This is a genomic window from Psychrobacter sp. UBA6291, from assembly GCF_002439405.1.
Lineage (GTDB): Bacteria > Pseudomonadota > Gammaproteobacteria > Pseudomonadales > Moraxellaceae > Psychrobacter > Psychrobacter faecalis.
The window spans coordinates 82,053-104,127 of the sequence record NZ_DJUD01000047.1 but is presented as its reverse complement, the minus strand read 5'-3'; the positions used below and the strand labels follow the sequence as shown (position 1 = coordinate 104,127).

35 protein-coding genes and 1 pseudogene are annotated in these 22,075 nt (G+C 43.8%); 2 read left to right on the top strand and 34 right to left on the bottom strand.

Features of this window, described 5'->3' with window-relative positions; translation table 11 throughout:
• Positions 1 to 327: 327 nt before the first annotated feature.
• Both rpmF and B3R91_RS08305 read right to left on the bottom strand, forming a co-directional pair.
• Complete coding sequence (gene rpmF, locus B3R91_RS08310) at positions 328 to 510, bottom strand: 50S ribosomal protein L32 (RefSeq protein ID WP_068408434.1); 183 nt, start codon at positions 508 to 510, stop codon at positions 328 to 330.
• Positions 511 to 838: 328 nt separating this feature from the next.
• Positions 839 to 1,432, bottom strand: coding sequence for a YceD family protein (locus tag B3R91_RS08305; RefSeq protein ID WP_286797177.1), 594 nt, complete (start codon positions 1,430 to 1,432; stop codon positions 839 to 841).
• 186 nt (positions 1,433 to 1,618) lie between these two features.
• On the opposite strand from B3R91_RS08305, the gene B3R91_RS08300 reads away from it, so the two are divergent.
• Together B3R91_RS08300 and B3R91_RS08295 are read left to right on the top strand one after the other, a co-directional pair.
• On the top strand, positions 1,619 to 2,323 hold the full coding sequence (locus tag B3R91_RS08300; protein WP_286797176.1) for an elongation factor P hydroxylase: 705 nt from the start codon (positions 1,619 to 1,621) through the stop codon (positions 2,321 to 2,323).
• A gap of 241 nt (positions 2,324 to 2,564) precedes the next feature.
• Entirely contained in the window at positions 2,565 to 3,185 is a 621-nt protein-coding gene (locus B3R91_RS08295) for an L-threonylcarbamoyladenylate synthase (RefSeq protein WP_286797175.1), read from the top strand.
• 78 nt (positions 3,186 to 3,263) lie between these two features.
• Here the strand turns inward: B3R91_RS08295 and rplQ are convergent, their stop codons facing one another.
• The 32 genes and pseudogenes from rplQ to mreC form a co-directional block, all read right to left on the bottom strand.
• Positions 3,264 to 3,623 (bottom strand): 50S ribosomal protein L17, encoded by a 360-nt coding sequence (gene rplQ, locus B3R91_RS08290; RefSeq protein ID WP_068408443.1) that lies wholly within the window; start codon positions 3,621 to 3,623, stop codon positions 3,264 to 3,266.
• A gap of 19 nt (positions 3,624 to 3,642) precedes the next feature.
• Positions 3,643 to 4,650, bottom strand: coding sequence for a DNA-directed RNA polymerase subunit alpha (locus tag B3R91_RS08285; protein ID WP_068408445.1), 1,008 nt, complete (start codon positions 4,648 to 4,650; stop codon positions 3,643 to 3,645).
• Between the two features lie 81 nt (positions 4,651 to 4,731).
• Complete coding sequence (gene rpsD / locus B3R91_RS08280; protein WP_068408447.1) at positions 4,732 to 5,373, bottom strand: 30S ribosomal protein S4; 642 nt, start codon at positions 5,371 to 5,373, stop codon at positions 4,732 to 4,734.
• 48 nt (positions 5,374 to 5,421) lie between these two features.
• The gene (rpsK, locus tag B3R91_RS08275; RefSeq protein ID WP_058368279.1) at positions 5,422 to 5,811 is read right to left on the bottom strand and encodes a 30S ribosomal protein S11; all 390 of its coding nucleotides are present in this window, start codon (positions 5,809 to 5,811) and stop codon (positions 5,422 to 5,424) included.
• Positions 5,812 to 5,831: 20 nt separating this feature from the next.
• Positions 5,832 to 6,188: a 30S ribosomal protein S13 gene (rpsM, locus tag B3R91_RS08270; RefSeq protein ID WP_058025564.1), complete on the bottom strand. Its 357-nt coding sequence runs from the start codon at positions 6,186 to 6,188 to the stop codon at positions 5,832 to 5,834.
• A gap of 254 nt (positions 6,189 to 6,442) precedes the next feature.
• Positions 6,443 to 6,559, bottom strand: a complete 117-nt coding sequence (gene rpmJ, locus B3R91_RS08265; RefSeq protein WP_011279805.1) for a 50S ribosomal protein L36 — start codon at positions 6,557 to 6,559, stop codon at positions 6,443 to 6,445.
• A 32-nt stretch (positions 6,560 to 6,591) separates the two neighbouring features.
• The gene (gene secY, locus B3R91_RS08260; RefSeq protein ID WP_286797189.1) at positions 6,592 to 7,923 is read right to left on the bottom strand and encodes a preprotein translocase subunit SecY; all 1,332 of its coding nucleotides are present in this window, start codon (positions 7,921 to 7,923) and stop codon (positions 6,592 to 6,594) included.
• A 19-nt stretch (positions 7,924 to 7,942) separates the two neighbouring features.
• Entirely contained in the window at positions 7,943 to 8,383 is a 441-nt protein-coding gene (rplO, locus tag B3R91_RS08255) for a 50S ribosomal protein L15 (RefSeq protein WP_068408451.1), read from the bottom strand.
• Complete coding sequence (rpmD, locus tag B3R91_RS08250; protein ID WP_068408453.1) at positions 8,383 to 8,562, bottom strand: 50S ribosomal protein L30; 180 nt, start codon at positions 8,560 to 8,562, stop codon at positions 8,383 to 8,385. The genes rplO and rpmD overlap by 1 nt, the downstream gene beginning before the upstream one ends.
• A 22-nt stretch (positions 8,563 to 8,584) precedes the next feature.
• The gene (gene rpsE / locus B3R91_RS08245) at positions 8,585 to 9,091 is read right to left on the bottom strand and encodes a 30S ribosomal protein S5 (RefSeq protein ID WP_207989339.1); all 507 of its coding nucleotides are present in this window, start codon (positions 9,089 to 9,091) and stop codon (positions 8,585 to 8,587) included.
• Positions 9,092 to 9,093: 2 nt separating this feature from the next.
• Positions 9,094 to 9,444 carry a 50S ribosomal protein L18 gene (rplR, locus tag B3R91_RS08240; protein ID WP_068408457.1) on the bottom strand — a complete coding sequence of 117 codons (351 nt, stop codon included), beginning with the start codon at positions 9,442 to 9,444 and terminating at the stop codon, positions 9,094 to 9,096.
• Between the two features lie 11 nt (positions 9,445 to 9,455).
• On the bottom strand, positions 9,456 to 9,989 hold the full coding sequence (gene rplF, locus B3R91_RS08235) for a 50S ribosomal protein L6 (RefSeq protein ID WP_068408459.1): 534 nt from the start codon (positions 9,987 to 9,989) through the stop codon (positions 9,456 to 9,458).
• 194 nt (positions 9,990 to 10,183) lie between these two features.
• Positions 10,184 to 10,582 carry a 30S ribosomal protein S8 gene (rpsH, locus tag B3R91_RS08230; protein ID WP_068408460.1) on the bottom strand — a complete coding sequence of 133 codons (399 nt, stop codon included), beginning with the start codon at positions 10,580 to 10,582 and terminating at the stop codon, positions 10,184 to 10,186.
• An 11-nt stretch (positions 10,583 to 10,593) separates the two neighbouring features.
• Positions 10,594 to 10,899: a 30S ribosomal protein S14 gene (rpsN, locus tag B3R91_RS08225; RefSeq protein WP_068408462.1), complete on the bottom strand. Its 306-nt coding sequence runs from the start codon at positions 10,897 to 10,899 to the stop codon at positions 10,594 to 10,596.
• Positions 10,900 to 10,911: 12 nt separating this feature from the next.
• Positions 10,912 to 11,448, bottom strand: a complete 537-nt coding sequence (gene rplE / locus B3R91_RS08220) for a 50S ribosomal protein L5 (protein ID WP_068408463.1) — start codon at positions 11,446 to 11,448, stop codon at positions 10,912 to 10,914.
• Positions 11,449 to 11,469: 21 nt separating this feature from the next.
• Positions 11,470 to 11,787, bottom strand: a complete 318-nt coding sequence (gene rplX / locus B3R91_RS08215; protein WP_068408465.1) for a 50S ribosomal protein L24 — start codon at positions 11,785 to 11,787, stop codon at positions 11,470 to 11,472.
• An 8-nt stretch (positions 11,788 to 11,795) separates the two neighbouring features.
• On the bottom strand, positions 11,796 to 12,164 hold the full coding sequence (gene rplN, locus B3R91_RS08210; protein WP_010196702.1) for a 50S ribosomal protein L14: 369 nt from the start codon (positions 12,162 to 12,164) through the stop codon (positions 11,796 to 11,798).
• Positions 12,165 to 12,345: 181 nt separating this feature from the next.
• Complete coding sequence (gene rpsQ, locus B3R91_RS08205) at positions 12,346 to 12,618, bottom strand: 30S ribosomal protein S17 (RefSeq protein ID WP_068408467.1); 273 nt, start codon at positions 12,616 to 12,618, stop codon at positions 12,346 to 12,348.
• Positions 12,615 to 12,812, bottom strand: a complete 198-nt coding sequence (rpmC, locus tag B3R91_RS08200) for a 50S ribosomal protein L29 (protein ID WP_068408469.1) — start codon at positions 12,810 to 12,812, stop codon at positions 12,615 to 12,617. The genes rpsQ and rpmC overlap by 4 nt, the downstream gene beginning before the upstream one ends.
• Positions 12,812 to 13,225: a 50S ribosomal protein L16 gene (gene rplP / locus B3R91_RS08195; protein ID WP_068034608.1), complete on the bottom strand. Its 414-nt coding sequence runs from the start codon at positions 13,223 to 13,225 to the stop codon at positions 12,812 to 12,814. Before rplP ends, rpmC begins: the two co-directional genes overlap by 1 nt.
• Positions 13,123 to 13,957 (bottom strand): annotated as a pseudogene (rpsC, locus tag B3R91_RS08190) (30S ribosomal protein S3). The gene rplP and the pseudogene rpsC overlap by 103 nt, the downstream one beginning before the upstream one ends.
• Before the next feature lie 3 nt (positions 13,958 to 13,960).
• Positions 13,961 to 14,290 carry a 50S ribosomal protein L22 gene (rplV, locus tag B3R91_RS08185; RefSeq protein WP_068408473.1) on the bottom strand — a complete coding sequence of 110 codons (330 nt, stop codon included), beginning with the start codon at positions 14,288 to 14,290 and terminating at the stop codon, positions 13,961 to 13,963.
• Between the two features lie 10 nt (positions 14,291 to 14,300).
• Entirely contained in the window at positions 14,301 to 14,576 is a 276-nt protein-coding gene (gene rpsS, locus B3R91_RS08180) for a 30S ribosomal protein S19 (RefSeq protein ID WP_010196682.1), read from the bottom strand.
• 12 nt (positions 14,577 to 14,588) lie between these two features.
• The gene (gene rplB, locus B3R91_RS08175; protein ID WP_068408475.1) at positions 14,589 to 15,416 is read right to left on the bottom strand and encodes a 50S ribosomal protein L2; all 828 of its coding nucleotides are present in this window, start codon (positions 15,414 to 15,416) and stop codon (positions 14,589 to 14,591) included.
• 11 nt (positions 15,417 to 15,427) lie between these two features.
• Entirely contained in the window at positions 15,428 to 15,778 is a 351-nt protein-coding gene (rplW, locus tag B3R91_RS08170) for a 50S ribosomal protein L23 (protein ID WP_068408477.1), read from the bottom strand.
• Positions 15,775 to 16,377 carry a 50S ribosomal protein L4 gene (rplD, locus tag B3R91_RS08165; protein WP_068408479.1) on the bottom strand — a complete coding sequence of 201 codons (603 nt, stop codon included), beginning with the start codon at positions 16,375 to 16,377 and terminating at the stop codon, positions 15,775 to 15,777. The genes rplW and rplD overlap by 4 nt, the downstream gene beginning before the upstream one ends.
• 14 nt (positions 16,378 to 16,391) lie before the next feature.
• On the bottom strand, positions 16,392 to 17,030 hold the full coding sequence (rplC, locus tag B3R91_RS08160; protein ID WP_068408481.1) for a 50S ribosomal protein L3: 639 nt from the start codon (positions 17,028 to 17,030) through the stop codon (positions 16,392 to 16,394).
• A 47-nt stretch (positions 17,031 to 17,077) separates the two neighbouring features.
• Positions 17,078 to 17,389: a 30S ribosomal protein S10 gene (gene rpsJ, locus B3R91_RS08155; RefSeq protein WP_010196670.1), complete on the bottom strand. Its 312-nt coding sequence runs from the start codon at positions 17,387 to 17,389 to the stop codon at positions 17,078 to 17,080.
• 428 nt (positions 17,390 to 17,817) lie between these two features.
• Entirely contained in the window at positions 17,818 to 19,410 is a 1,593-nt protein-coding gene (locus B3R91_RS08150) for an Rne/Rng family ribonuclease (protein WP_198328458.1), read from the bottom strand.
• A 226-nt stretch (positions 19,411 to 19,636) separates the two neighbouring features.
• Entirely contained in the window at positions 19,637 to 20,323 is a 687-nt protein-coding gene (locus B3R91_RS08145) for a Maf family protein (protein WP_286797166.1), read from the bottom strand.
• Positions 20,324 to 20,387: 64 nt separating this feature from the next.
• Positions 20,388 to 20,873, bottom strand: coding sequence for a rod shape-determining protein MreD (gene mreD / locus B3R91_RS08140; protein WP_286797165.1), 486 nt, complete (start codon positions 20,871 to 20,873; stop codon positions 20,388 to 20,390).
• Positions 20,874 to 21,075: 202 nt separating this feature from the next.
• Complete coding sequence (gene mreC, locus B3R91_RS08135) at positions 21,076 to 21,936, bottom strand: rod shape-determining protein MreC (protein WP_102077546.1); 861 nt, start codon at positions 21,934 to 21,936, stop codon at positions 21,076 to 21,078.
• Between the last annotated feature and the right edge of the window lie 139 nt (positions 21,937 to 22,075).

Sequence of the window (22,075 nt, the reverse complement as noted above, 5' to 3'; positions counted from 1 at the left end):
AAAATTAGAGACTAATAAAAAGATTTGCTGTACGAAGCGCCGCTATCATTATTCCTTTAAGACAGCTGACTGCTATTAAACTATACACTGACGCAGACAATTAGCATAGCTATCAAAAACTGAAAGCTCAAAAGGCGATATTTTTATCGCCATTAGCTGCTAAAAAATACATAACAAAAAGCCAAGATATCTGACTTCATAATATATGATAGCGAGATAACTTGGCTCTTGTTTGCTTAAACTGCTTGCACCATAACAACTGTGTAAAATCATCGATAGTCATTAGAACTACCAGCATTTTGCATCAACCATCAGCGCGCAAATAAATTAAGCGTCTTGACTAACTTTGAAAAGCTGGCGACCACGATAGAAACCATCTTTAGTCATGTGATGACGACGATGTTTTTCACCAGTAGTAGCGTCGATGCTTAATTCAGCCACTTCCATACGATGATGTGAACGGCGCATGTCACGACGAGAACGACTTTTACGACTTTTTTGAACAGCCATGATATAGCTCCTATACTTAAAAGGGTTAAGCTTGAAATTCAGCTTTAATCGATACCGACAGAGGCTATATAATCACAACAACCTAAGTCTTACGCATCATTAGTTAAATAGATTGCCACACGTATTAAAGTGCTGACTACGTCTAAAATCTATAGTTCGTTTGCAAGGCTAGCTTCTCTCTGCCATTGGCAGGTTGCTAGAATGCAATAAACGGGACATTATACGCATGTTTCGCCAATTAATAAAGCCCTGCTTTTCACTCTTGGGCAAAAAGCTGATAAAAGGTAGAAAGTAATGATTTATCGACGTTATGCTGCCAGTTATGCGGCTATAACTTACCTTTTAGCGACGCTAATGCCGCAAAAGGATTCTCATTTTCCTCTTCTTCTGGAATGTCACCAAACTGCTCAACGCTCATCTCACAGTCATCATGCTTTGGTGCCATGGGCGCTTTTAGCAAAATCTCATCTTCGATCAATTTTTTAAACGGCAATAAACGCTCAGGCGCAGGCTCAGTGATAATTTCATCGAGCAGCAAGTAATCCTGCTCTTCACCGACCAAACGCACTTGGCTTTCGTTATCTAATAATGCAATATCATAGTCATCAGTCAAATCAATAGCAATCGGTTGCAAACAACGCTGACAAGTCAACCATATCTCACCTGTGAGAGTAAAAGACAAATGCAACACATTATTATGGCGATATAGATTGGCTTTAAGCTCAAGGTTTGATTGCTCGTGCTCAGTTGACAAGATGGCATTTAGGCGCACAAACGAACGCGGCGCAACTTGCCCTGACCATTCAAAGCCACTGTCTTCCCATTTGCTTAAAGAGATATCCTCTGGCAAGTTGCTCGACATCGTAGCTGCTGTTTTGTCAGCCTGAAGCGCTGACGGCTTGTTTATTGGAGTGCTTGACATGCGCGGCCTCATTCATCAAAAACGGTGTATAATATTGCCTGCCATACTAACGGAAAGCGCTGATGAGCGCTAGGGCTAGTATGTTAAGATTTTTGGTAAGTGCTTTCGTATTAAGTTTGCATTTACCTTGGCTTGCTCGCGTTGCAAATCACGCGCTCTACCTTTTTATTTGGTTAATATATTCATATGATATCGCCTGCTGTGGATCCTGACTTTTCTGTTTTGCTTTCTGTTTCTGACGCAAAACGCTTGCTACATCGTTTAAATACTTTAGAAACCAAAAAGCCACCTGAGTCTTTGAGCGCTATTTCAGAGATGCAGTTAAACGCACTGTCAGAACAATGGCAGAAAATTATCCATGCTGAAAATATCAACACTGTTGATGAGAATGAAAAAACAACGACCGATTGGCTGATAAGTCTCTTTAATACGTTATTTGCCCACCAGCACGTTATCCTAGTACGTGGCGCTGGCGAACCAGAGTACTTTCCTGCCAAAGACAATCAGCCAGCACGTATTGAATTTGCCCATGGTTTCTTTCAAAGCGCATTGCATGAGCAAAGCCATTTTTTTATTGCAGGCGACCGTCGTAGACAGCTCTCTGACTTTGGCTACTGGTATGCACCTGATGGGCGCACAGAAGCTCAACAACAAGCGTTTGAGCGTGTAGAAATCAAACCACAAGCGTTAGAGTGTTTATTTACTTTAGCGTGCAGACGTCCTTTTCAAGTCTCGCAAGACAATCTGTTTGCCACCTTTGATACCAGTACCAGCACCTTTGCGCAGGACGTCTATCAGCAGGCCAAAGCATATATCGCTGAACCTCACGTCATACCACGTGATGCCAAAATATTATTGCAAGCATTATTAACGATTTGTACTGCTAATTAGCGATGAAAAACTGCGCTCTATATATGTATTTCCTGTCGAAAGCGGTCCACAACTATAGTGTTAACGTTTCCCTACCCACCGTAACGCCTTACTAATAAACTTATATTTACTTTGCGTTATACTGATTGAGTAGTAGCGCTGTCTTTTGATGCAGTCAGAGAGATATGCTAAAAAACAAAACAATTTCATTTTTTAAAAACTGCCTATGAAGCACTTTATAATTAAAAAATAAGGAAAAATCATGCAAGTATTTTACATTCATCCGGACAACCCACAACCGCGGCTTATCGAACAAGCAGCAGATTTATTACGTAATGACCAATTACTTATCTATCCTACCGATACCAGTTATGCGTTTGGCTGCCGCTTAGGCGCTAAAGACGCACTAGAAAAGCTTAAACATATCCGAGAGCTTGATGATAAGCACCAATTTACCTTGTTATGTCGCGATTTAAGTGAAATTGCCAACTATGCCACGGTAGACAATGTGCAATTTAAACAGCTAAAAGCGCATACGCCGGCGCCGATTACCTTTATTTTAAACGCCACCAAAGATGTACCTAAGAAGTTGGCGCATCCTAAGAAAAAAACCATTGGTATACGCGTGCCAAGTAACCCCATCGCGCAAGCATTGCTAGCAGCGATGGATGAGCCTATATTGACCAGTTCACTCATATTGCCGCATCGAGATGAGATATTGGATGATCCATTTGAGATTGAAGAGTTACTCGGTAATCAAATAGATGGTCTCATTAATGCGGGTATCAAAACCACCAAACTGACTACTATCGTCGATATGACCACTAATCAGCCCGAAATCATCAGACAAGGTGCTGCTGACGTCAGCTCACTCGTACCATAAAAAAATTTTAAGAATAAAAGGCATAAAAAAAGCTCCAAATTATTGAAGCTTTTTTTATTATACAATGAGCGTATAAAATTAGTCACGATCAACCAATTCTACATAAGCCATTGGCGCATTGTCACCATCACGGTAACCGCATTTTACGATACGCAAATAACCACCTGGACGAGTTTGGTAACGAGGACCTAACGTGCCAAATAATTTACCTACCATAGTTTTGCTACGCATACGGCTAAATGCCAAACGGCGATTAGCAACGCTGTCTTCTTTAGCCAAAGTGATTAATGGCTCAGCAACACGGCGCAATTCTTTTGCTTTTGGTAAAGTTGTTTTGATCAGTTCATGCTCAAATAATGAGTTGGTCATGTTCTGAAACATTGCCTTACGATGACTGCCGGTACGACCCAGCTTGACTCCACTCTTACGATGGCGCATAGTCAAAAATCCTTAAAGTTTAACGGCTACGATAAGAAAAGCGATCATCGACACGAAGGTCAGCTGGTGGCCAATTGTCTAGGCGCATACCGAGCTCTAAATCTTTAGACGCTAATACGTCTTTGATTTCGGTCAATGATTTCTTACCAAGATTTGGGGTTTTTAGTAGTTCAGTCTCTGAACGCTGTACCAAATCACCGATATAGTAAATGTTTTCAGCTTTCAAGCAGTTGGCTGAGCGAACCGTTAGTTCAAGATCGTCCACAGGGCGTAATAGCACCGGATCAACCTCTTCTTTTTCTTTCACAGGCTCAGGCGCTTCTTCAGCTTCTAGGTCAACAAAGATAGAAATCTGCTGTTGTAAAATAGTGGCTGCTTTACGAATTGCTTCTTCTGGATCGATAGTGCCATTAGTTTCAAGCTCGATGATAAGACGATCAAGATCGGTACGTTGTTCTACACGTGCGTTCTCAACCTGATAAGCAACACGCAGTACTGGACTAAAACTTGCATCAAGCTTTAAGCGTCCAATCGCTTTAGTGTCACCATCTTCACGGCGCTGGTTTGCTGGCTCATATCCACGACCCATTACCACACGCAAACGCATCTTAAGATGACCACGGTCGCTTAATGTACCTAATACCAATTCTGGATTGATAATGTCGACATTATGCGGCAACGTGATGTCTGCAGCAGTAATAGTGCCTGGACCTTGTTTATCCAAGGTCAAGAATACTTCATTTTGGTCATGAAGGGTGATTGCCAAGCCTTTTAAGTTCAAAAGCAAGTCAAGCACGTCTTCTTGTAGTCCTTCAAGCGTTGAATATTCATGGTCAACACCATCAATCTCAGCTTCAATGACTGCAGCACCAGGTAATGAAGATAACAAGATGCGACGTAAGGCATTACCTAAAGTATGCCCAAAGCCGCGTTCTAACGGTTCGAGCGTGACTTTCGCAATTGTTTCATTAACCGTATCCACGTTAATGGCGTTCGGCGTTAGAAACTCAGTTGCACTTAGCATCATGATGTCACCTCGATTTATTAAACTGGTTTAATTAACGTCAATTGCTCAATGCTATTATTATAACATCGAGCAGTACGTTACTTACTTAGAGTATAGCTCAACGATCAAGCTTTCGTTGATTTCAGCAGGTAGATCAATGCGATCAGGCGCTTGTTTAAACGTGCCCTGTAGCTTGCTGTGGTCAACATCTAGCCATTCTGGAATACCACGTTGTGTCGCTAGTTCAATAGCGTTTTTAATACGTAGTTGTTCGCGAGACTTCTCACGGATAGCGACGACATCACCATCTTGCAACTGAATTGATGGAATGTTCACACGAACAAACTCATCGCGGCCAGCTTTTTTTACCATCACAGTGCGATGGCTAACTAGCTGACGTGCTTCAGCACGAGTTGAGCCAAAGCCCATGCGATAAACGACGTTATCAAGGCGACTCTCAAGCATTGCTAGTAGGTTTTCACCAGTAGCGCCACGCTTACGAGCAGCTTCTTTATAGTAGTTAGCAAACTGACGCTCTAGTACACCGTAGATACGCTTAACTTTTTGTTTTTCACGTAACTGTAGAGAGTACTCTGAGCTCTTATTACGGCTGACACCATGTTGACCAGGTGGACGAGCCGCTTTTTTCGTTTTTACGTCATATGGTTTAACACCAGACTTAAGGCCTAAGTCTGTACCTTCACGACGTGATAATTTGAGTTTTGGTCCAATATAACGGGCCATTGTTATGTCTCCTATAAGCTCTTATGATAAAAAGCTTCGTCTTTAATATTAGACGCGGCGCTTTTTCGGCGCACGGCAACCATTGTGTGGGATTGGGGTCACATCAGAGATGCTGTTAACTTTATAACCCAATGCACCAAGTGCTCTTACCGCAGACTCACGACCCGGTCCTGGTCCTTTGACCAAAACGTCGATATTCTTAACACCGTATTCTTGAGCCGCTTTACCAGCGACTTCAGCTGCAACCTGAGCTGCAAATGGTGTAGATTTACGTGAACCACGGAAGCCTTGTCCACCTGAAGTGGCCCAAGCCAGTGCATTACCTTGACGATCGGTAATCGTAACAATGGTGTTATTAAAAGACGCATGGATATGGGCAACGCCCTCCGATACTGAACGACGAGTCACTTTTTTGCGACTACGAGTGTCTTTAGCCATCTTTTAGCTTCCTAAGTTAATTATCTTTTGAGAGGGCGTGTCGGACCCTTACGAGTACGAGCGTTGTTCTTGGTGTTCTGACCTCTAACTGGTAGGTTACGGCGATGGCGGATGCCACGGTAACAACCAAGATCAACCAAGCGCTTGATATTCATTGACACTTCACGACGAAGATCACCTTCAGTCATGTAATTTGCAACTTGTGCACGGATAGCATCTAACTGTGTATCATCTAACTGGCTAACTTTAGTAGTAGGGGCAATGCCAACTGCTTCTAAGATTTTCTGAGCAGTGGTACGACCTATACCAAAGATATAAGTTAGTGAAATAACAGCATGCTTATTATCCGGAATGTTTACGCCGGCAATACGAGCCATTGATTTCTCTCCATTAAAGAAAAATAAGCTTTATTCATTAATAAAGCGTTATTTTTCAGATTTGTTGCTGTCAATACTAAAGCTTTTATAATTATTATCGCTGCTTCAACTTGATAACAAGTCTCTTCATTGACCATTTTATAAAAGATTTTGCATAAACTACGGCAAGTGGCGGATGATATCGCATCCGCCGTTATTTTTCAAGTATTAATTTTATAAAACCCATAAGCGTGACGCTTTATGTCTTTAAAACATTAACCTTGACGTTGCTTGTGGCGAGGTTCTGCGGTACAAATAACATGTACACGGCCTTTACGGCGCACAACTTTACAGCTACCACAAATCTTCTTAACTGATGCTTGAACTTTCATAGCATACTCCTTTGAGATATCGTACCGCTCATTTAAGGTTGAGTGGGCGATTGAATTAACGTCTGATCATGATATTGATGGGTCATCAAATGCGCTTGGATTTGCGAAATGAAGTCCATTACCACAACCACCATAATCAGTAATGACGTACCACCAAGTTGAAACGGCACACCAAACGATGACTGCACGACCATTGGCATTAAACAAATAACCGTCATATACATCGCGCCAATAAAGGTCAGTCGGTTTAATACATGATCAAGGTAACGCTGAGTTTGTTGTCCGGGGCGAATACCTGGGATATACGCACCACTACGTTTAAGGTTTTCAGCAACTTCACGCGGACTAAATACCAATGCCGTGTAAAAGTAACAGAAGAAAATAATCATTGCGCCAAACAGAACCAAATACAGCGGCTGCCCTGGAGACAACACCAATGCCATATTTTGTAATATCTTTTGTGTAAAAGTAGGATCAGCCGATTGACCAACCCATTGTCCTAAACTTGCTGGAAACAACAATAACGAGCTGGCAAAAATAGCGGGAATAACCCCTGCCATATTTAGCTTAAGCGGCAAATGCGACTGCTGCTGAGCATAAATTTTGCGACCTTGTTGTTGCTTCTGCGCATAGTTTACTGGGACACGGCGCTGCGCTCGTTCAATATAAACGATACCGGCAGTCACCGCGATGCCTAGCAATACAAAGATAAAAAGCACAATCAAGTTCATCTGCCCTTGATTGACCTGTTCGATAGACTGCGAAATTATACCTGGCGTACCAGCCACAATACTCGCAAAAATGAGCATTGAGATACCGTTACCCACGCCGCGTTCTGTAATCTGCTCACCGAGCCACATTAAGAACATAGCGCCTGCTACCAATGAGGTAACCGCTGGAATATAAAAAGTCAAACCAGTAGATAAGGTAAGATTCTGACTGATTAAGCCAGCACACATTCCTAATGACTGTACTAGTGCCAATGCAAGTGTCCCTTGACGGGTGTACTTGTTTAGCTTACGTCGTCCCGCTTCGCCTTCTTTTTTGAGGGCTTCAAGCGATGGCAGTACCGCAGACATCATCTGAACAATAATAGATGCTGAGATATACGGCATGATGCCAAGCGCCATAATGGACATACGCTCTAGTGCACCACCTGAGAACATATTAAACATGCTCAAAATGGTATTTTCGTTGCGCGAAAACAGATCAGCCAAGTTAACCGGGTTGATACCCGGCACTGGAATATGTGACCCTAAACGATAAACAATCAATGCGCCGATTAAGAATAATAAACGCGTCCATAATTCATCATACTTACGTATAAAGGCAAATGGATTGAGCGGTATACCAGTCGATGACATTGATTGTTTTGACACGTTACTACTCCTCGATGCTACCACCAGCAGCTTCGATTGCTTGCTTGGCGCCTTTAGTCACTTTGATACCTTTAAAAGTATAAGCTTTAGTGACTTCGCCTGACAACATAATACGAACGCGTTTCATGTCATGACGGATAACGTTAGCAGCTTTTAGTGTTTCAATGCTAACCACATCGCCTTCGACTTTGTTTAATTCAGACAGACGAACTTCAGCAGTCGTCATTGCCATTTTACTGGTGAAGCCAAATTTTGGTAGGCGACGATATAAAGGCATTTGACCACCTTCAAATCCTGAGCGGATGCTAGAACCTGAACGAGATTTCTGACCTTTTACACCGCGACCACCAGTTTTGCCAAGACCTGAACCGATACCACGACCACGACGTTGTGCAGTTTTTTTCGCGCCAACACCTGGTGATAATTCATTTAATCTAAGTCCCATTACGCTTCCTCCACTTTTACCATGTAGTTGACGCGATTGACCATACCACGGGTTGAAGGAGTATCTTCTACTTCAACAGTATGACCAATACGGCGTAAACCCAATCCTTTCAAGCTCGCTTTGTGGCTCTTGAGGCGATGGGCACCCGATTTAAATTGAGTGACTTTCATTTTTTTCATCGTAACTCACCTAGTTTCTAAGTTAACCCAAGATTTCGTCTACAGATTTACCACGTTTTGCTGCCATCTTTTCTGGAGTTGACATATCACGTAAACCGTTAAATGTTGCACGTACAACGTTTGCCGTGTTGGTAGAACCATGAGATTTCGTTAAAACGTCTTTAACACCAGCAACTTCTAATACTGCACGCATTGCGCCACCAGCGATTACACCAGTACCTTCAGATGCAGGCTGCATGTAGACTTTACTAGCACCATGACGTGCTTTGATCGGATGGAACAATGTTGCACCATCAAGCTCAACAGTAATCATGTTGCGCTTAGCAGCTTCAAGTGCTTTTTGAATAGCGGCTGGTACTTCACGTGCTTTACCACGACCAAAACCAACACGGCCATTGCCATCACCCACTACGGTTAGCGCAGTAAATGAGAAAATACGACCACCTTTAACCACTTTTGCAACGCGATCAACGGTAACTAAGCGTTCTACTAGACCGTCAGTCTGTTCATTTTTATCATTTCTAGCCATGATTAAAACTCCAATCCGTTTTCGCGAGCAGCTTCAGCTAAAGCTTTTACTCGACCATGATATTTAAAACCACTACGGTCAAAGGCAACTTTAGTAATACCAGCTGCTTTTGCGCGTTCTGCGATCAATTGGCCCACAGACGTCGCTGCATCAACGTTACCAGTTGCACCTGAACGTAAGCTGCTGTCTAAGGTAGATGCCTGAGCAATCACTTCACCACCGTTTGGAGAGATAATTTGGGCATAAATATGTCTTGGGGTGCGGTTAACCGTTAAGCGATTTACGCCTAAAAAACGGATATGTGCACGGGTTTTCTTTGCTCGACGTAGACGAGCTGCTTTTTTATCAAACATTTCAACTCACCTTATTTTTTCTTGGCTTCTTTGCGAATCACATGCTCGTCACTATAACGAATACCTTTACCTTTATAAGGCTCTGGTGGGCGGAAACCGCGGATATTAGCCGCTGCTTGACCAAGCTGCTGCTTATCGTTTGATTTTAAAACGATTTCAGTTTGCGTTGGGGTTTCAGCTGATACACCTTCAGGTAGCGTATATTCTACTGGATGTGAGTAACCAACGTTTAGCGTTACTTTATTACCAGTAGCTTGAGCGCGATAACCAACACCAATAAGTTGAAGGCGTCTTTCAAAACCTTCATTTACGCCTATTACTAAATTGTTTAGTAAAGAGCGCATGGTGCCAGTATGCATCATGGCTTCTTTTGAATCGGCTGCAGGTGAGAGAAGAATTGCATCATCTTCCTGTTTTAGCTCGACCAATTCATGCAGGCGTAAAGACATATTGCCATTTTTGCCTTTAACTTCGACCTGCCGATCGTTCAAAGTAACACTTACGCCGCTAGGCAGTGCTACTGGGGCTTTAGCCACACGAGACATAGGAATATTCCTTAAAAAAATTAACTTACTTTTATTAGCGAAAAAACTAACAGGCTAAAAAGCGTGTTAGTTTAGCATAATTGACTGCATTAGGCACCTATCAATGTTAAAAAATATGTATGATAAAATTGATAAGTGCCCAACGAAGATCAAGTAGACTTTATCGTCTCGTTACCGATAGCAATGATTGCTAATTAAGCAACGAATGCAACGATTTCACCACCGATACCAGCAGCGCGTGCAGCACGATCGCTCATGATACCTTGGCTGGTTGATACGATAGCAACACCCATACCTTGTTTAACAGTAGGGATAGCGTCTTTACCGCGATGCTGGCGTAGGCCAGGACGGCTATAACGTTGGATCGTTTCAATAACTGCTTTGCCTTCGAAGTATTTTAACTCGATGGTCAAAGTTGCTTTGTTATTTTCTTGCTCAGTCACAACAGCGCTGGCTACATAACCTTCGCTTACTAATAAGTCAGCGATTGATTTACGTAGTTTAGAGCTCGGCATTGCTACCGATACTTTATTAGCCATTTGTGCGTTACGAATACGGGTTAGCATATCCCCAACGGTATCTTGCATACTCATATCGTTACTCCTTACCAGCTTGCTTTACGAACACCAGGCACATCGCCTTGCATGACACGCTCACGCAGCATATTGCGTGATAAGCCAAACTTGCGGAAGTAACCGTGAGGACGACCAGTGATAGCACAACGGTTGCGTAGACGTACTGGTGATGCGTTGCGTGGTAGGGCTTGTAGCTCTAGCATCGCTTCCATACGCTCTTCGTCTGATGCGTTGATATCACTGATAGTTTCTTTTAGCTTAATACGCTTTTCAGCATATTTAGCAACCATTTTTTCGCGTTTTAATTCGCGGTTAATCATGCTCTTCTTTGCCATAACGTCTTTACCTTATTTAAATGGGAAGCCGAATGCTTTAAGCAACGCACGACCTTCTTCATCATTACCAGCTGACGTGGTGATGGTCACATCCATACCGCGGATACGATCAATCTTGTCAAAGTCTACTTCTGGGAATACGATTTGTTCTTTGATACCCAATGAGTAGTTACCACGTCCGTCAAAGGCTTTAGGTGAAAAACCGCGGAAATCACGAATACGAGGAATTGCAATGGCAATGAGACGATCTAAAAATTCGTACATTTGCTCACCGCGCAGCGTTACTTTACAGCCAATTGGCCATTCTTCACGAATTTTAAAGCCAGCAACTGATTTGCGCGCTTTGGTGACGACAGGTTTTTGACCAGCGATAGCGGTCATGTCAGCTACAGCACCTTCAAGCAATTTTTTGTCTTGAGACGCGCCACCTACACCCATATTAAGCGTGATTTTAGTGATTTTAGGCACTTGCATCACGTTCGCCAAACCAAGCTCTTCTTTGATTTGTTGCTTTAATTCTTCGTTATATAAAGATTTTAATCTTGCCATTACCATTACACCCTTAGTGTCTTACGCAGTCGCCACTACTTCACCGTTCGAACGATAGACGCGTTGTTTCTTGCCGTCTTCACCGAACTGATAAGTAATACGATCAGCTTTTTGGGTTTGCGCATTTAAAATTGCGACATTTGAGATATGCAAAAAAGCTTCTTGCTTAACGATGCCACCTTCAGTACCAGTTGCCTGATTTGGCTTCTGATGTTTGGTGACAATGTTGATGCCTTCAACTTTAATACGATCGTTTTTTACAGCTTGCACAGTACCTTGCTTGCCTTTGTCTTTCCCAGCAATCACGATAACTGTATCGCCTTTACGTAATTTTGACATGGATTACCTCACAATACTTCTGGTGCTAGTGATACAATTTTCATAAACTGATCACCACGTAGTTCACGAGTTACCGGTCCAAAAATACGAGTTGCTATCGGTGCTTTGTTTTGGTTCAACAATACCGCAGCATTGTCATCAAAACGCAGAACTGAACCATCAGGACGACGAACGCCTTTTTTGGTACGTACAACTACAGCATTCATCACGTCGCCTTTTTTAACACGACCACGCGGAATGGCTTCTTTAACCGTTACTTTAATAATGTCGCCAACTGATGCATAACGACGATGAGAGCCACCCAGTACTTTAATGCACTGAACTCGTCTTGCACCGCTATTGTCTGCAACTTCCAGCATCGATTCAACCTGAATCATAGCGTTACTCCACACGTATGAGCAATAAAAACCAGTTGCTGCCGCTAGCACAGAATGAGTAGTCGGCATTTTAATATTAATAACCGCTGCTACTCTTAATGTGAGTGATATACGCTCGGCGCAATCAGCATCCTTAAAAAGGCGGCTATTTTAACAGCTTCTGGCTTTTAATGCAATTTACTTAGATTTTTTCTACTTTTTCAACCACTTCAACCAAAGTCCAAGACTTGGTTTTTGAGATTGGACGCGTTTCTTTGATGCGGACAAGGTCGCCTTGTTGACAAACGTTATCTTCATCATGAGCTTTGATTTTTGTAGAACGACGAAGCTGTTTGCCATACAAAGGATGACGAACCAGACGCTCAATCAAAACTGTGATGGATTTGTCCATCTTGTCGCTGACAACTCGTCCTGTCAATACGCTAGCATTAGCTGTTTGATTGTTATCGCTCATGAGTCGCCTCGTTGTTTCTCGTTAATCAAAGTCTGAATCTGAGCAATCGTGCGACGATTGCTTCTGACTTCATGGGTGTTACCCAACTGACCCGTTGCTTTAGCCATACGAATACGGAAAGCATCAAGTTGCTTTTCATCAAGTAACTGAGTCAGTTCTTCTAATGATTTATCACGTAATTCACTGATCTTCATTACATTATCGTCCGCTTAACAATGGTAGTTTTAAAGGGCAGTTTTGCTGCAGCAAGCGTTAACGCTTCGCGAGCAAGTTCTTCTGAAACCCCTTCGAGTTCATATAGCACTTTACCAGGTTTGATTTCGCATACCCAATACTCGACTGGACCTTTACCTTTACCCATACGTACTTCTAGTGGTTTGTTGGTAATAGGTTTGTCTGGGAATACACGAATCCAAATCTTACCGCCACGCTTGATTTTACGAGTGATGGTACGACGTGCTGCTTCAATTTGACGGGCAGTCATACGACCACGAGTCAACGATTTTAGACCAATTTGTCCGAATGCAACGGTGCTTCCACGGTGAGCAAGACCTGTGTTACGACCTTTGTGCATTTTACGAAACTTGGTACGTTTTGGCTGTAACATAGTTTAACCTCTGTCTGTGTTTCGACGGTTTCCGTTTCCACGACCACGGCGTTTTGGCGCACGAGTCTGCTCTTCTTTGACGGGATTATATACGCTGTTCATACCGTCAAGGATTTCGCCACGGAAAATCCAAACTTTTACACCGATAGTGCCGTATGTGGTTTCTGCACGAATTGACGCGTAGTCAATATCAGCGCGGAGTGTATGCAATGGCACACGACCTTCACGGTACCATTCAGTACGAGCAATCTCAGCACCGCCAAGACGGCCAGACAGCTCAACTTTAATACCTTTAGCACCAGAACGCATGCTGTTCTGTACGGCGCGTTTCATCGCACGACGGAACATAACACGGCGCTCAAGCTGGCTGCCGATACCGTCTGCTACCAAACGTGCATCAAGATCAGGTGATGTGATTTCTTCAATGTTGACCTGAGCAGGTACGCCCATAATTTTGGTCAATTCTTTTTGAAGTCTTTCGATATCTTCGCCTTTTTTACCGATAACAATACCAGGACGCGCAGTGGCGATGGTAATCTTAGCAGCACCAGTAGGACGCTCAATCATAATGTTGCTGATCATAGCGTTGTCTAGTTTTTTGCGTAGATACTCACGAACTTGAATGTCGTTGATGAGGTATTCTGAGTATTGTTTAGGGTTAGCATACCAGTTTGCGTTATGCTTTTTGACAACACCAAGACGAATTCCGATTGGATGTACTTTTTGACCCATAACTTATTCTCCTACCTTTATAGTGATGTGACAAGTACGCTTACTGATACGATCAGCGCGACCTTTAGCACGTGGTAGGATACGTTTTAGCGTAATGCCTTCATCAACGTAGATGGTTGATACTTTAAGAGTATCGATATCTAAACCGTTGTTGTGTTCGGCATTGGCGATGGCTGAGTCAAGACATTTCTTAACGAAAACAGCGCCTTTTTTATTACTATACGTTAGGATATCCAAAGCACGCTCGATAGATTTGCCACGAACTTCATCAGCAACGAGTCTAACTTTTTGTGCCGATATGGCGGCACCGCGTAATTTTGCAGTTACTTCCATGGTAAGCACCTTATCTCTTAGCTTTCTTGTCAATGCCATGACCACGATATGTACGAGTCGGGGCAAATTCACCTAGTTTATGACCAACCATCTGCTCGCTTACGATAACCGGTACGTGAGTACGGCCGTTGTGAACAGATAAGGTTAGGCCAACCATTTGTGGCAAAATCATCGAGCGGCGCGACCAAGTTTTAATTGGTTTGCGTGAGTTGGTGTCTAATGCATTCTCAACTTTAGCAAATAAGTGCGCGTCTATGAATGGACCTTTTTTCAATGAACGAGGCATGAAATTCTTCCTTTATTTCTTCTTGGCGCGGCGGCGGATGATCATACTGTCAGTACGCTTATTATGACGCGTTTTAAGTCCTTTAGACTTCTGACCCCAAGGGCTGGTTGGATGGCGACCTTTGTTACGACCTTCACCACCACCGTGTGGGTGATCAACCGGGTTCATAGCGACACCACGAACAGAAGGACGAACACCGCGCCAACGTGAAGCACCGGCTTTACCAAGTGATTTCAAGTTATTTTCAGTGTTAGAAACTTCACCAATAACAGCACGGCAATTCACGTGTACGCGGCGAGTTTCACCTGAGCGTAGACGTAGAATAGCATAAATACCGTCACGACCTAGTAGCTGAACGCTGGCACCCGCAGAACGAGCTAGCTGTGCACCTTTACCGATTTTAAGTTCGATATTGTGTATCACAGTACCCAATGGGATGTTTTTCAGTGGTAAGCAGTTACCTGGACGGATTGGAGAGTTCTCTCCTGACATGACGGTATCGCCAACTGCTTGTTTTTTAGCAGCAATGATATAGCGACGTTCGCCGTCAGCGTACTTAAGTAAAGCAATGTGTGCAGTACGGTTAGGATCGTATTCGATACGCTCAACCACAGCTGGGATATTGTCTTTAGTACGTTTAAAATCGATAATACGATAATGCTGCTTATGACCACCACCAACGTGACGAGTCGTGATGCGACCATTATTGTTACGACCACCTGACTTACTTTTTGATTCGAGAAGCGCTGCAAAAGGACGACCTTTGTAAAGGTGTGGATGCACCACTTTTTCAACAAAACGACGGCCTGGTGATGTTGGCTTTGCTTTTACGATAGGCATGAGTGTAATCCTTATTCGTTGTTCGCTGTTTCACTAGTAGAAGCAGTCGTGTTTGCGACTTCTTCACCAGCATCAGCCATTTGTACATCTTGACCAGCTTTTAAGGTAACGTAGGCTTTTTTATAGTCATTACGACGGCCGATATTTTTACCAAAACGCTTTGTCTTACCTTTAACATTCAAAGTGTTTACTTTTAAAACTTCAACGCCTTCGAACATCATCTCAACCGCTTTTTTGACTTCAAGCTTAGTAGCATTAGAGTCAACTTTAAATACCTGTACACCAAGTGAGTCGCCAAGCATTTGAGATTTTTCTGAGAATACAGGCCCTCTTAAGACCTGATAAAGTCTTGCGTTATTCATGCTAGTGCTTCCTCAAATTGTTTCGCAGCTTCAACTGACATGATTACTTTATCAAAAGCAATCAAGCTCACTGGATCCACTTCGTTTGTACCAAGTACATTGACGTGTGGGATGTTGCGCGCAGCTAAGTATAGATTTTCGTCAACTTCTTTGGTGACGATGAGTGCACGAGGTGCGCCCAAATCATTTAACTTTGCAATCAGCTCTTTGGTCTTAGGACCAGAAACGCTTAGCTCTTCAACCAAAATCAAACGCTCTTGGCGAATCAATTCGGCTAGGATGCACTGCATCGCACCGCGATACATTTTGCGGTTAACTTTCTGTGACCAATCTTGTGGTTTGGCTGCGAATGCACGACCACCTGAACGCCAGATTGGGCTACGAATAGAACCTGCACGAGCGCGACCAGTACCTTTTTGGCGCCATGGCTTGATGCCACCACCAGAAACTTCGGCACGGGTTTTCTGAGCGCGTGTACCTTGACGAGCACCAGCAAGATATGCGGTGACGACCTGATGCACTAATGCTTCGTTGAATTCACGACCGAAAGCCGTATCAGAAAGCTCAACTGCCGCCCCTGTAACTGTTTTTAAATCCACGTTAATCCCCTTGCTTAGGCTTTGACTGACGGACGTACGATGACATCGCCACCGGTGGCACCTGGGATAGCACCCTTGATGACAAGTAACCCTTTTTCAACATCAACCGATATCACTTCTAGGCCCTGAACGGTAACGCGTTTGTTACCCATTTGACCTGGCATTTTTTTGCCTTTGAAGACTTTACCTGGTGACTGGTTTTGACCAGTTGAACCAAGGACACGGTGAGACACTGAGTTACCATGAGTGGCATCTTGCATGCTAAAGTTGTGACGCTTTACGCCGCCTTGAAAGCCTTTACCTTTACTCTGTCCTGTGACATCTACAATCTGACCTTGTTCGAACAAGTCAGCTAGGATCTCACCACCAATTTCACGACCTTCAAGATCGCTGTCATTGGCACGAAACTCCCATACACCACGGCCAGCTGCAACGCCAGCTTTAGCGAAGTGACCTTTCTGTGCAGCAGTTACGCGGCTGTCACGACGAGTACCTGTGGTAACTTGAATGGCTTGATAGCCATCTACATCAGTATTTTTTACTTGAGTAATGCGGTTAGCATGGACCTCAACCACTGTAACAGGAATAGATTCGCCTGCTTCAGTGAAGATACGGGTCATGCCGCATTTTTTACCGACTAAACCGATCGCCATTTTAGACCTCTTTATATCTTATATTAATGGGTTGGGTGTGTTTTGCATTAACCCAAAGCAATTTGAACGTCAACACCCGCCGCTAAGTCTAACTTCATTAGCGCATCCACAGTTTTGTCGGTAGGCTGAACGATATCAACCATACGCTTGTGAGTACGGATTTCGTACTGGTCACGAGCGTCTTTATTAACGTGTGGTGAGGTTAGAACGTTGAAGCGCTCAATGCGAGTCGGCAACGGTACAGGACCACAAACTTGCGCACCGGTGCGCTTTGCAGTATCAACGATCTCTTGTGCAGATTGATCAATCAGACGATGATCAAAAGACTTAAGACGGATACGGATTCTCTGGTTAGCCATGCCAGCAAGCTCCTAATATGTGCTTTTGTCATTCTTGCTTTGCAAAGATATGAGCAAAAGCCGTTTGGTTAAATATTCACTTTAAGCGGCCTTCTGTTCTTAACCAGAATGAGTTCGTTACCGGAACTTATAGCGTGCCAAAAGCAAAATAGTTTAAAGCCCCGCCGACCCTTCCATTATAGGATGTCAGCAAAGGCATAATGAAATAGTGCTAGAAACGATGCTCTAGCTGTCATAGCGCCAGCTGTTTAATTGGCTGCGCATATATAATTCAGTGGTGTGTATTATACATAGTATTTCGCTCATTGCAAGAGTAATATCGGCGGTGTTTTGAGATATCCCCCTTTATAAACAAGCGCTTTTATCAATAATCTCCTTATCAAAACCTCAATTAAGATACTTTATAATGGTATAAATTTACTCTATCATTAATCTAAAACGATGTCATATTGCTCTTGGGTATAGAGATTTTCGACCTCAAAGGTAATCACTCTACCTAATAGATACTCTAAATCTGCGACGGTGTCTGATTCGGTGGTCAATAGTAAGTCAATGACGGCAGCATGGGCAACCACAGTGAATTTCTTGGGCGAGTTATAAGTTCGCGCACAGCGCATAATCTCGCGAAATATCTCAAAGCAAACGGTTTCGGCCGTTTTAACAAAGCCGCGACCCTGACAGGTTGAGCAAGGTTCACATAGCTGCTGTCCAAGCGACTCACGGGTACGTTTACGCGTCATTTCAACCAGCCCAAGCTCACTGACTTGGGTAATTTTGGTTTTGGCGTAGTCTTGCGCTAGCTGCGCTTGCAGGCTCTCTAAAATATCGTCTTTATGCTGCTGCTCAAGCATATCAATAAAATCTAAGATAATAATGCCGCCAAGGTTTCTTAGGCGTAATTGCCGCGCAATAGCGTGGGTGGCCTCTAAATTGGTTTTATAAACGGTATCTTCTAACGAGCGCCCACCGACAAAAGAGCCAGTATTGACATCGATGGTGGTCATGGCTTCGGTTTGATCGATAATCAGATAACCGCCAGACTTTAAATCGACACGACGTTTTAGGGCATCACGCAAATCATCCTCGACACGGTGGACATCAAACAAGGAAGGCTCGGCGGTATAATGCACAATACGGTCGTAGACGAAAGGCACAAACTCTTTAGCAAAATAACGGACTTGCTCATAGATTTGCGCGTTATCAATCACCACTTTTTCGGTATCGGCATGCACCAAGTCACGAATGGAGCGTAGCGGCAGTGATAATTCTTGATAAATAAGCTCAGAGCTTTGATTTGGTTTTGTTTCTTGGCGACGGGCACAAATGGTGCGCCAGAGCTGCAATAGATAGTAGATATCTTCTTCGAGTTTATCGACTGGCACGCGCTCAGCAGCGGTGCGCGCAATCAGCCCACCTTGTAGATTGACCGTTTGCATCAGGCTCGCCAGTTCAGTTTTGAGACGAGTACGTTCTTCTTCGCCATCAATACGCTGCGAGATACCGATATGGTCACTCGATGGCAGATAGACCAAGTAACGTGATGGTAGCGATATATTGGTGGTTAAACGCGCGCCCTTGCTACCAAGCTGGTCTTTGGTCACTTGTACTAAGATACGTTGGCCTTCGTGCAGTCGATGCTGGATAAGAGATTTTGTAACGGCTACAACCTCGGTGCTGTGCGCACTGACCACAGGCGGCGTGACCGCCAAATCATCAGCGGTAGCTTCGATAACAGGACGTTGGTTATTGGTGTTTTCTGAGGTCTTATTTTTGCTCTCGCTAACAGGACGCGGTTCGCGCTGCATGTCATTGACATGTAAAAACGCTGTGCGTGACTGGCCGATGTCGACAAAAGCTGCCTGCATACCCGGAAGCACGCGTACTACCGTGCCCAAATAAATATTGCCGACCAAGCCCAGTTTATGATGACGCTCGATATAAATCTCGCCCAACACCCCGTTATCTAACACGGCGACGCGCGATTCCATGGGACTAATATTAATCAGCAGCTCTTCGGACATAATATTTTCTCTTAGCACTCAGCTTTCTTGTGAAGCGTTCATCGTTTGGTAGCCTCACAGTGTACCAAATGCACCTTGGGTTTGCCCATTATCCTAGCGTGTCATTATGTGCAGATAATTGAGTGATAGCCATTTGCCATCTCATGTAAGACCAACCATTTAATTATCCTACATCAAATACGCGCTACTCTCACCTACCTGTTTACTCAGCTTATTTGCCCAATGCTTAGGCTTTCTTGTTGGTGCTGACAGCTGTGATATTTTTAATCAACGCCACAGTTTGTGCCAGCGGTAAACCAACCACATTGGTATAGCTGCCATTAATGCGGCTTACCCAGGCGGCGCCCAAACCCTGAATACCGTAGCCACCAGCTTTATCAGCAGGCTCGCCGCTGTCCCAATAGTTTTCCATCATCTCTTCGGTTAAAGGAATAAAGGTGACATCGGTACGCTCAGTGATTTGTTGTTGATTCACGATTTGAAATGCTCTGCCGGAGTTTGGAGAGCTTGAAGGCTTAACAGATAACAATACTTGAGTTGCTTGCACTGCTGTCCATACTTGGTGGGTGACATCAGACATCTGTTGCCACATGCGATAAGCGTCTTCACGGCTGTCAGGCTTGACCAATACCGTTTTGCCATCGGCTAAGACGCCAATGGTATCAGCGGTTAAAATAATTAGAGATGCAGATAAATCAGTTTGCCTGTCGTTTAACTTTTTATTTAGCTTTTTATTCAATTGCTCTAGCGCCGCCTCTGCTTTGCTAGCAACCATACGTTCAATGTAATCTTTAGGAGATTCATTCACATGCGGCGTCTCATCAATATCGACGCTCATGACCGTAAAGTCGAGTTGTGCTCTGGTTAGCAGCTCATGACGCCGCGGCGAGCCAGACGCTAAAATGAGGTTCATCGTGATACTCTTATTTTATAAATTTATGGTTTTTCAGCTTTATGAAACAAATAAATGTAAAAAACTAGCGGGCAAATCTCCGTAATGTCAATAACACCAATGGCCAGCTGATGATACTCATAAATAACGATAGAGCAGATTGGGCAACAAAGGTATTTTGGATAAAGAGTTGCAATATCCATAAGCTGACTTGGAAAACAACCAATCCTAGGCTTGCAATAAGCCAAGCGCTAATGGTATTAAGCTGTCTGATATAGATACTGGTGATTTTGAGGACCATCGCTACCATAACGGCAGCGAAGGCTTGCTGACCTAAGTGGGTATCCATTAATAAATCAGCGATAATGCCAATAGCAAAGGCGCTGAAAATCCCGACATAGCGCGGCTGAAACAGTAACCAAAAAATCAGCACCATGACCATGACCATTGGGCGCAGGGCGGCCATACTTGGGCTTAAAGGATAGACGCTCAGCGATGAGGCAATAATAAAACTCAGTATAATCAAGGCCGGGAGTACGCCAGTTGCATCATCAAAATCCGCGTATGCCATGAATACTTACCTTTAGCGAGAGTTTAGCAGCTATTTAATCGTTCAGTTAATATTGAAAAGAGTAGCAGCGCTAGTTGACCAAATAATTTTGAATACTATTTATCTTATCTGTCTATCCAGACGTCTATGTAAATGTCTGTGCAAATGTCTATGCTATCAATAATGACGCGCAATGTGGACTTATGAGTAAGCTGACAAGCCCTTAGTTTTCTTTAATACCGGCATTTCTTCTATTAACCAGTTTATCTTGCAGCACCAATACATAGGCATTGTCGATAAAGTTTGCCGCTGGCGTGACTTCAATACTTCTAAAGTTATCTTCTTGCGTGTCTTCGACATGGGCGATACGACCAACGCGATAGCCCGCCGGAATACGTCCGCCCAAGCCTGATGACACCAGCTCATCGCCGACGCGCACATCTGAGGTTTTAAAGACGTAGTTAAGGCGTAATGAGGTCGGTATGCCCTCGCCCGTGACGATAGCGCGCTGTCCGGTGCGTTTGACGGTCACAGCAACCGATTGCTGCTCATCGGTAATCAGCAATAAGCGACTGGTATTAGGATAAACATTAATAATCTGACCTAAAATACCCACTTCATCGATGACCGTTTGACCGACTTGCACGCCATCTTGTTCGCCTTTATTGAGCACCACGATTTGCCTGAGCAGATTGGTATCCGTTCCAATCACTTGCGCTAGGTTTAAATCAAATTGCTCAGGGCGCGTAGTCGATAAGATACCTTGCAAACGCGCGTTCTGTGCCAAGACATAATCCTGCTGCTGCAGCTTAGCTTGGGCATGGATAAGTTGCGTTTTTAGCTGCATGTTTTCACGGCGTAGCGCTTCTTTCGACTGCAAGCTGCCGCTCGACCAGTGTTTTGCATAACTTGGCAATAACGACAGCTCATAAATAGGCTGCATGGCGGCATGGGTGGTCGAGCGTATCGGCTTAAACCATTCTGGATTTTTGCTATCAAACCACATCAATACCAGCGCCACTATCAATACGATAGCAGTCTTACGAAGCGCGAGCGGCTGACGAGCAAAAATACTTGGAATCATAATTGGTCTAATCTAGAGGTTTTAAGGTGAGCAACAGTTGTGATGCGCCATAAGAGCAACAAATATCAGCATATAGCGTCAGTTCAAAATAATGTCGACACGTTAATAACCACGCGTGACTTATCGTACTTCTATTGCA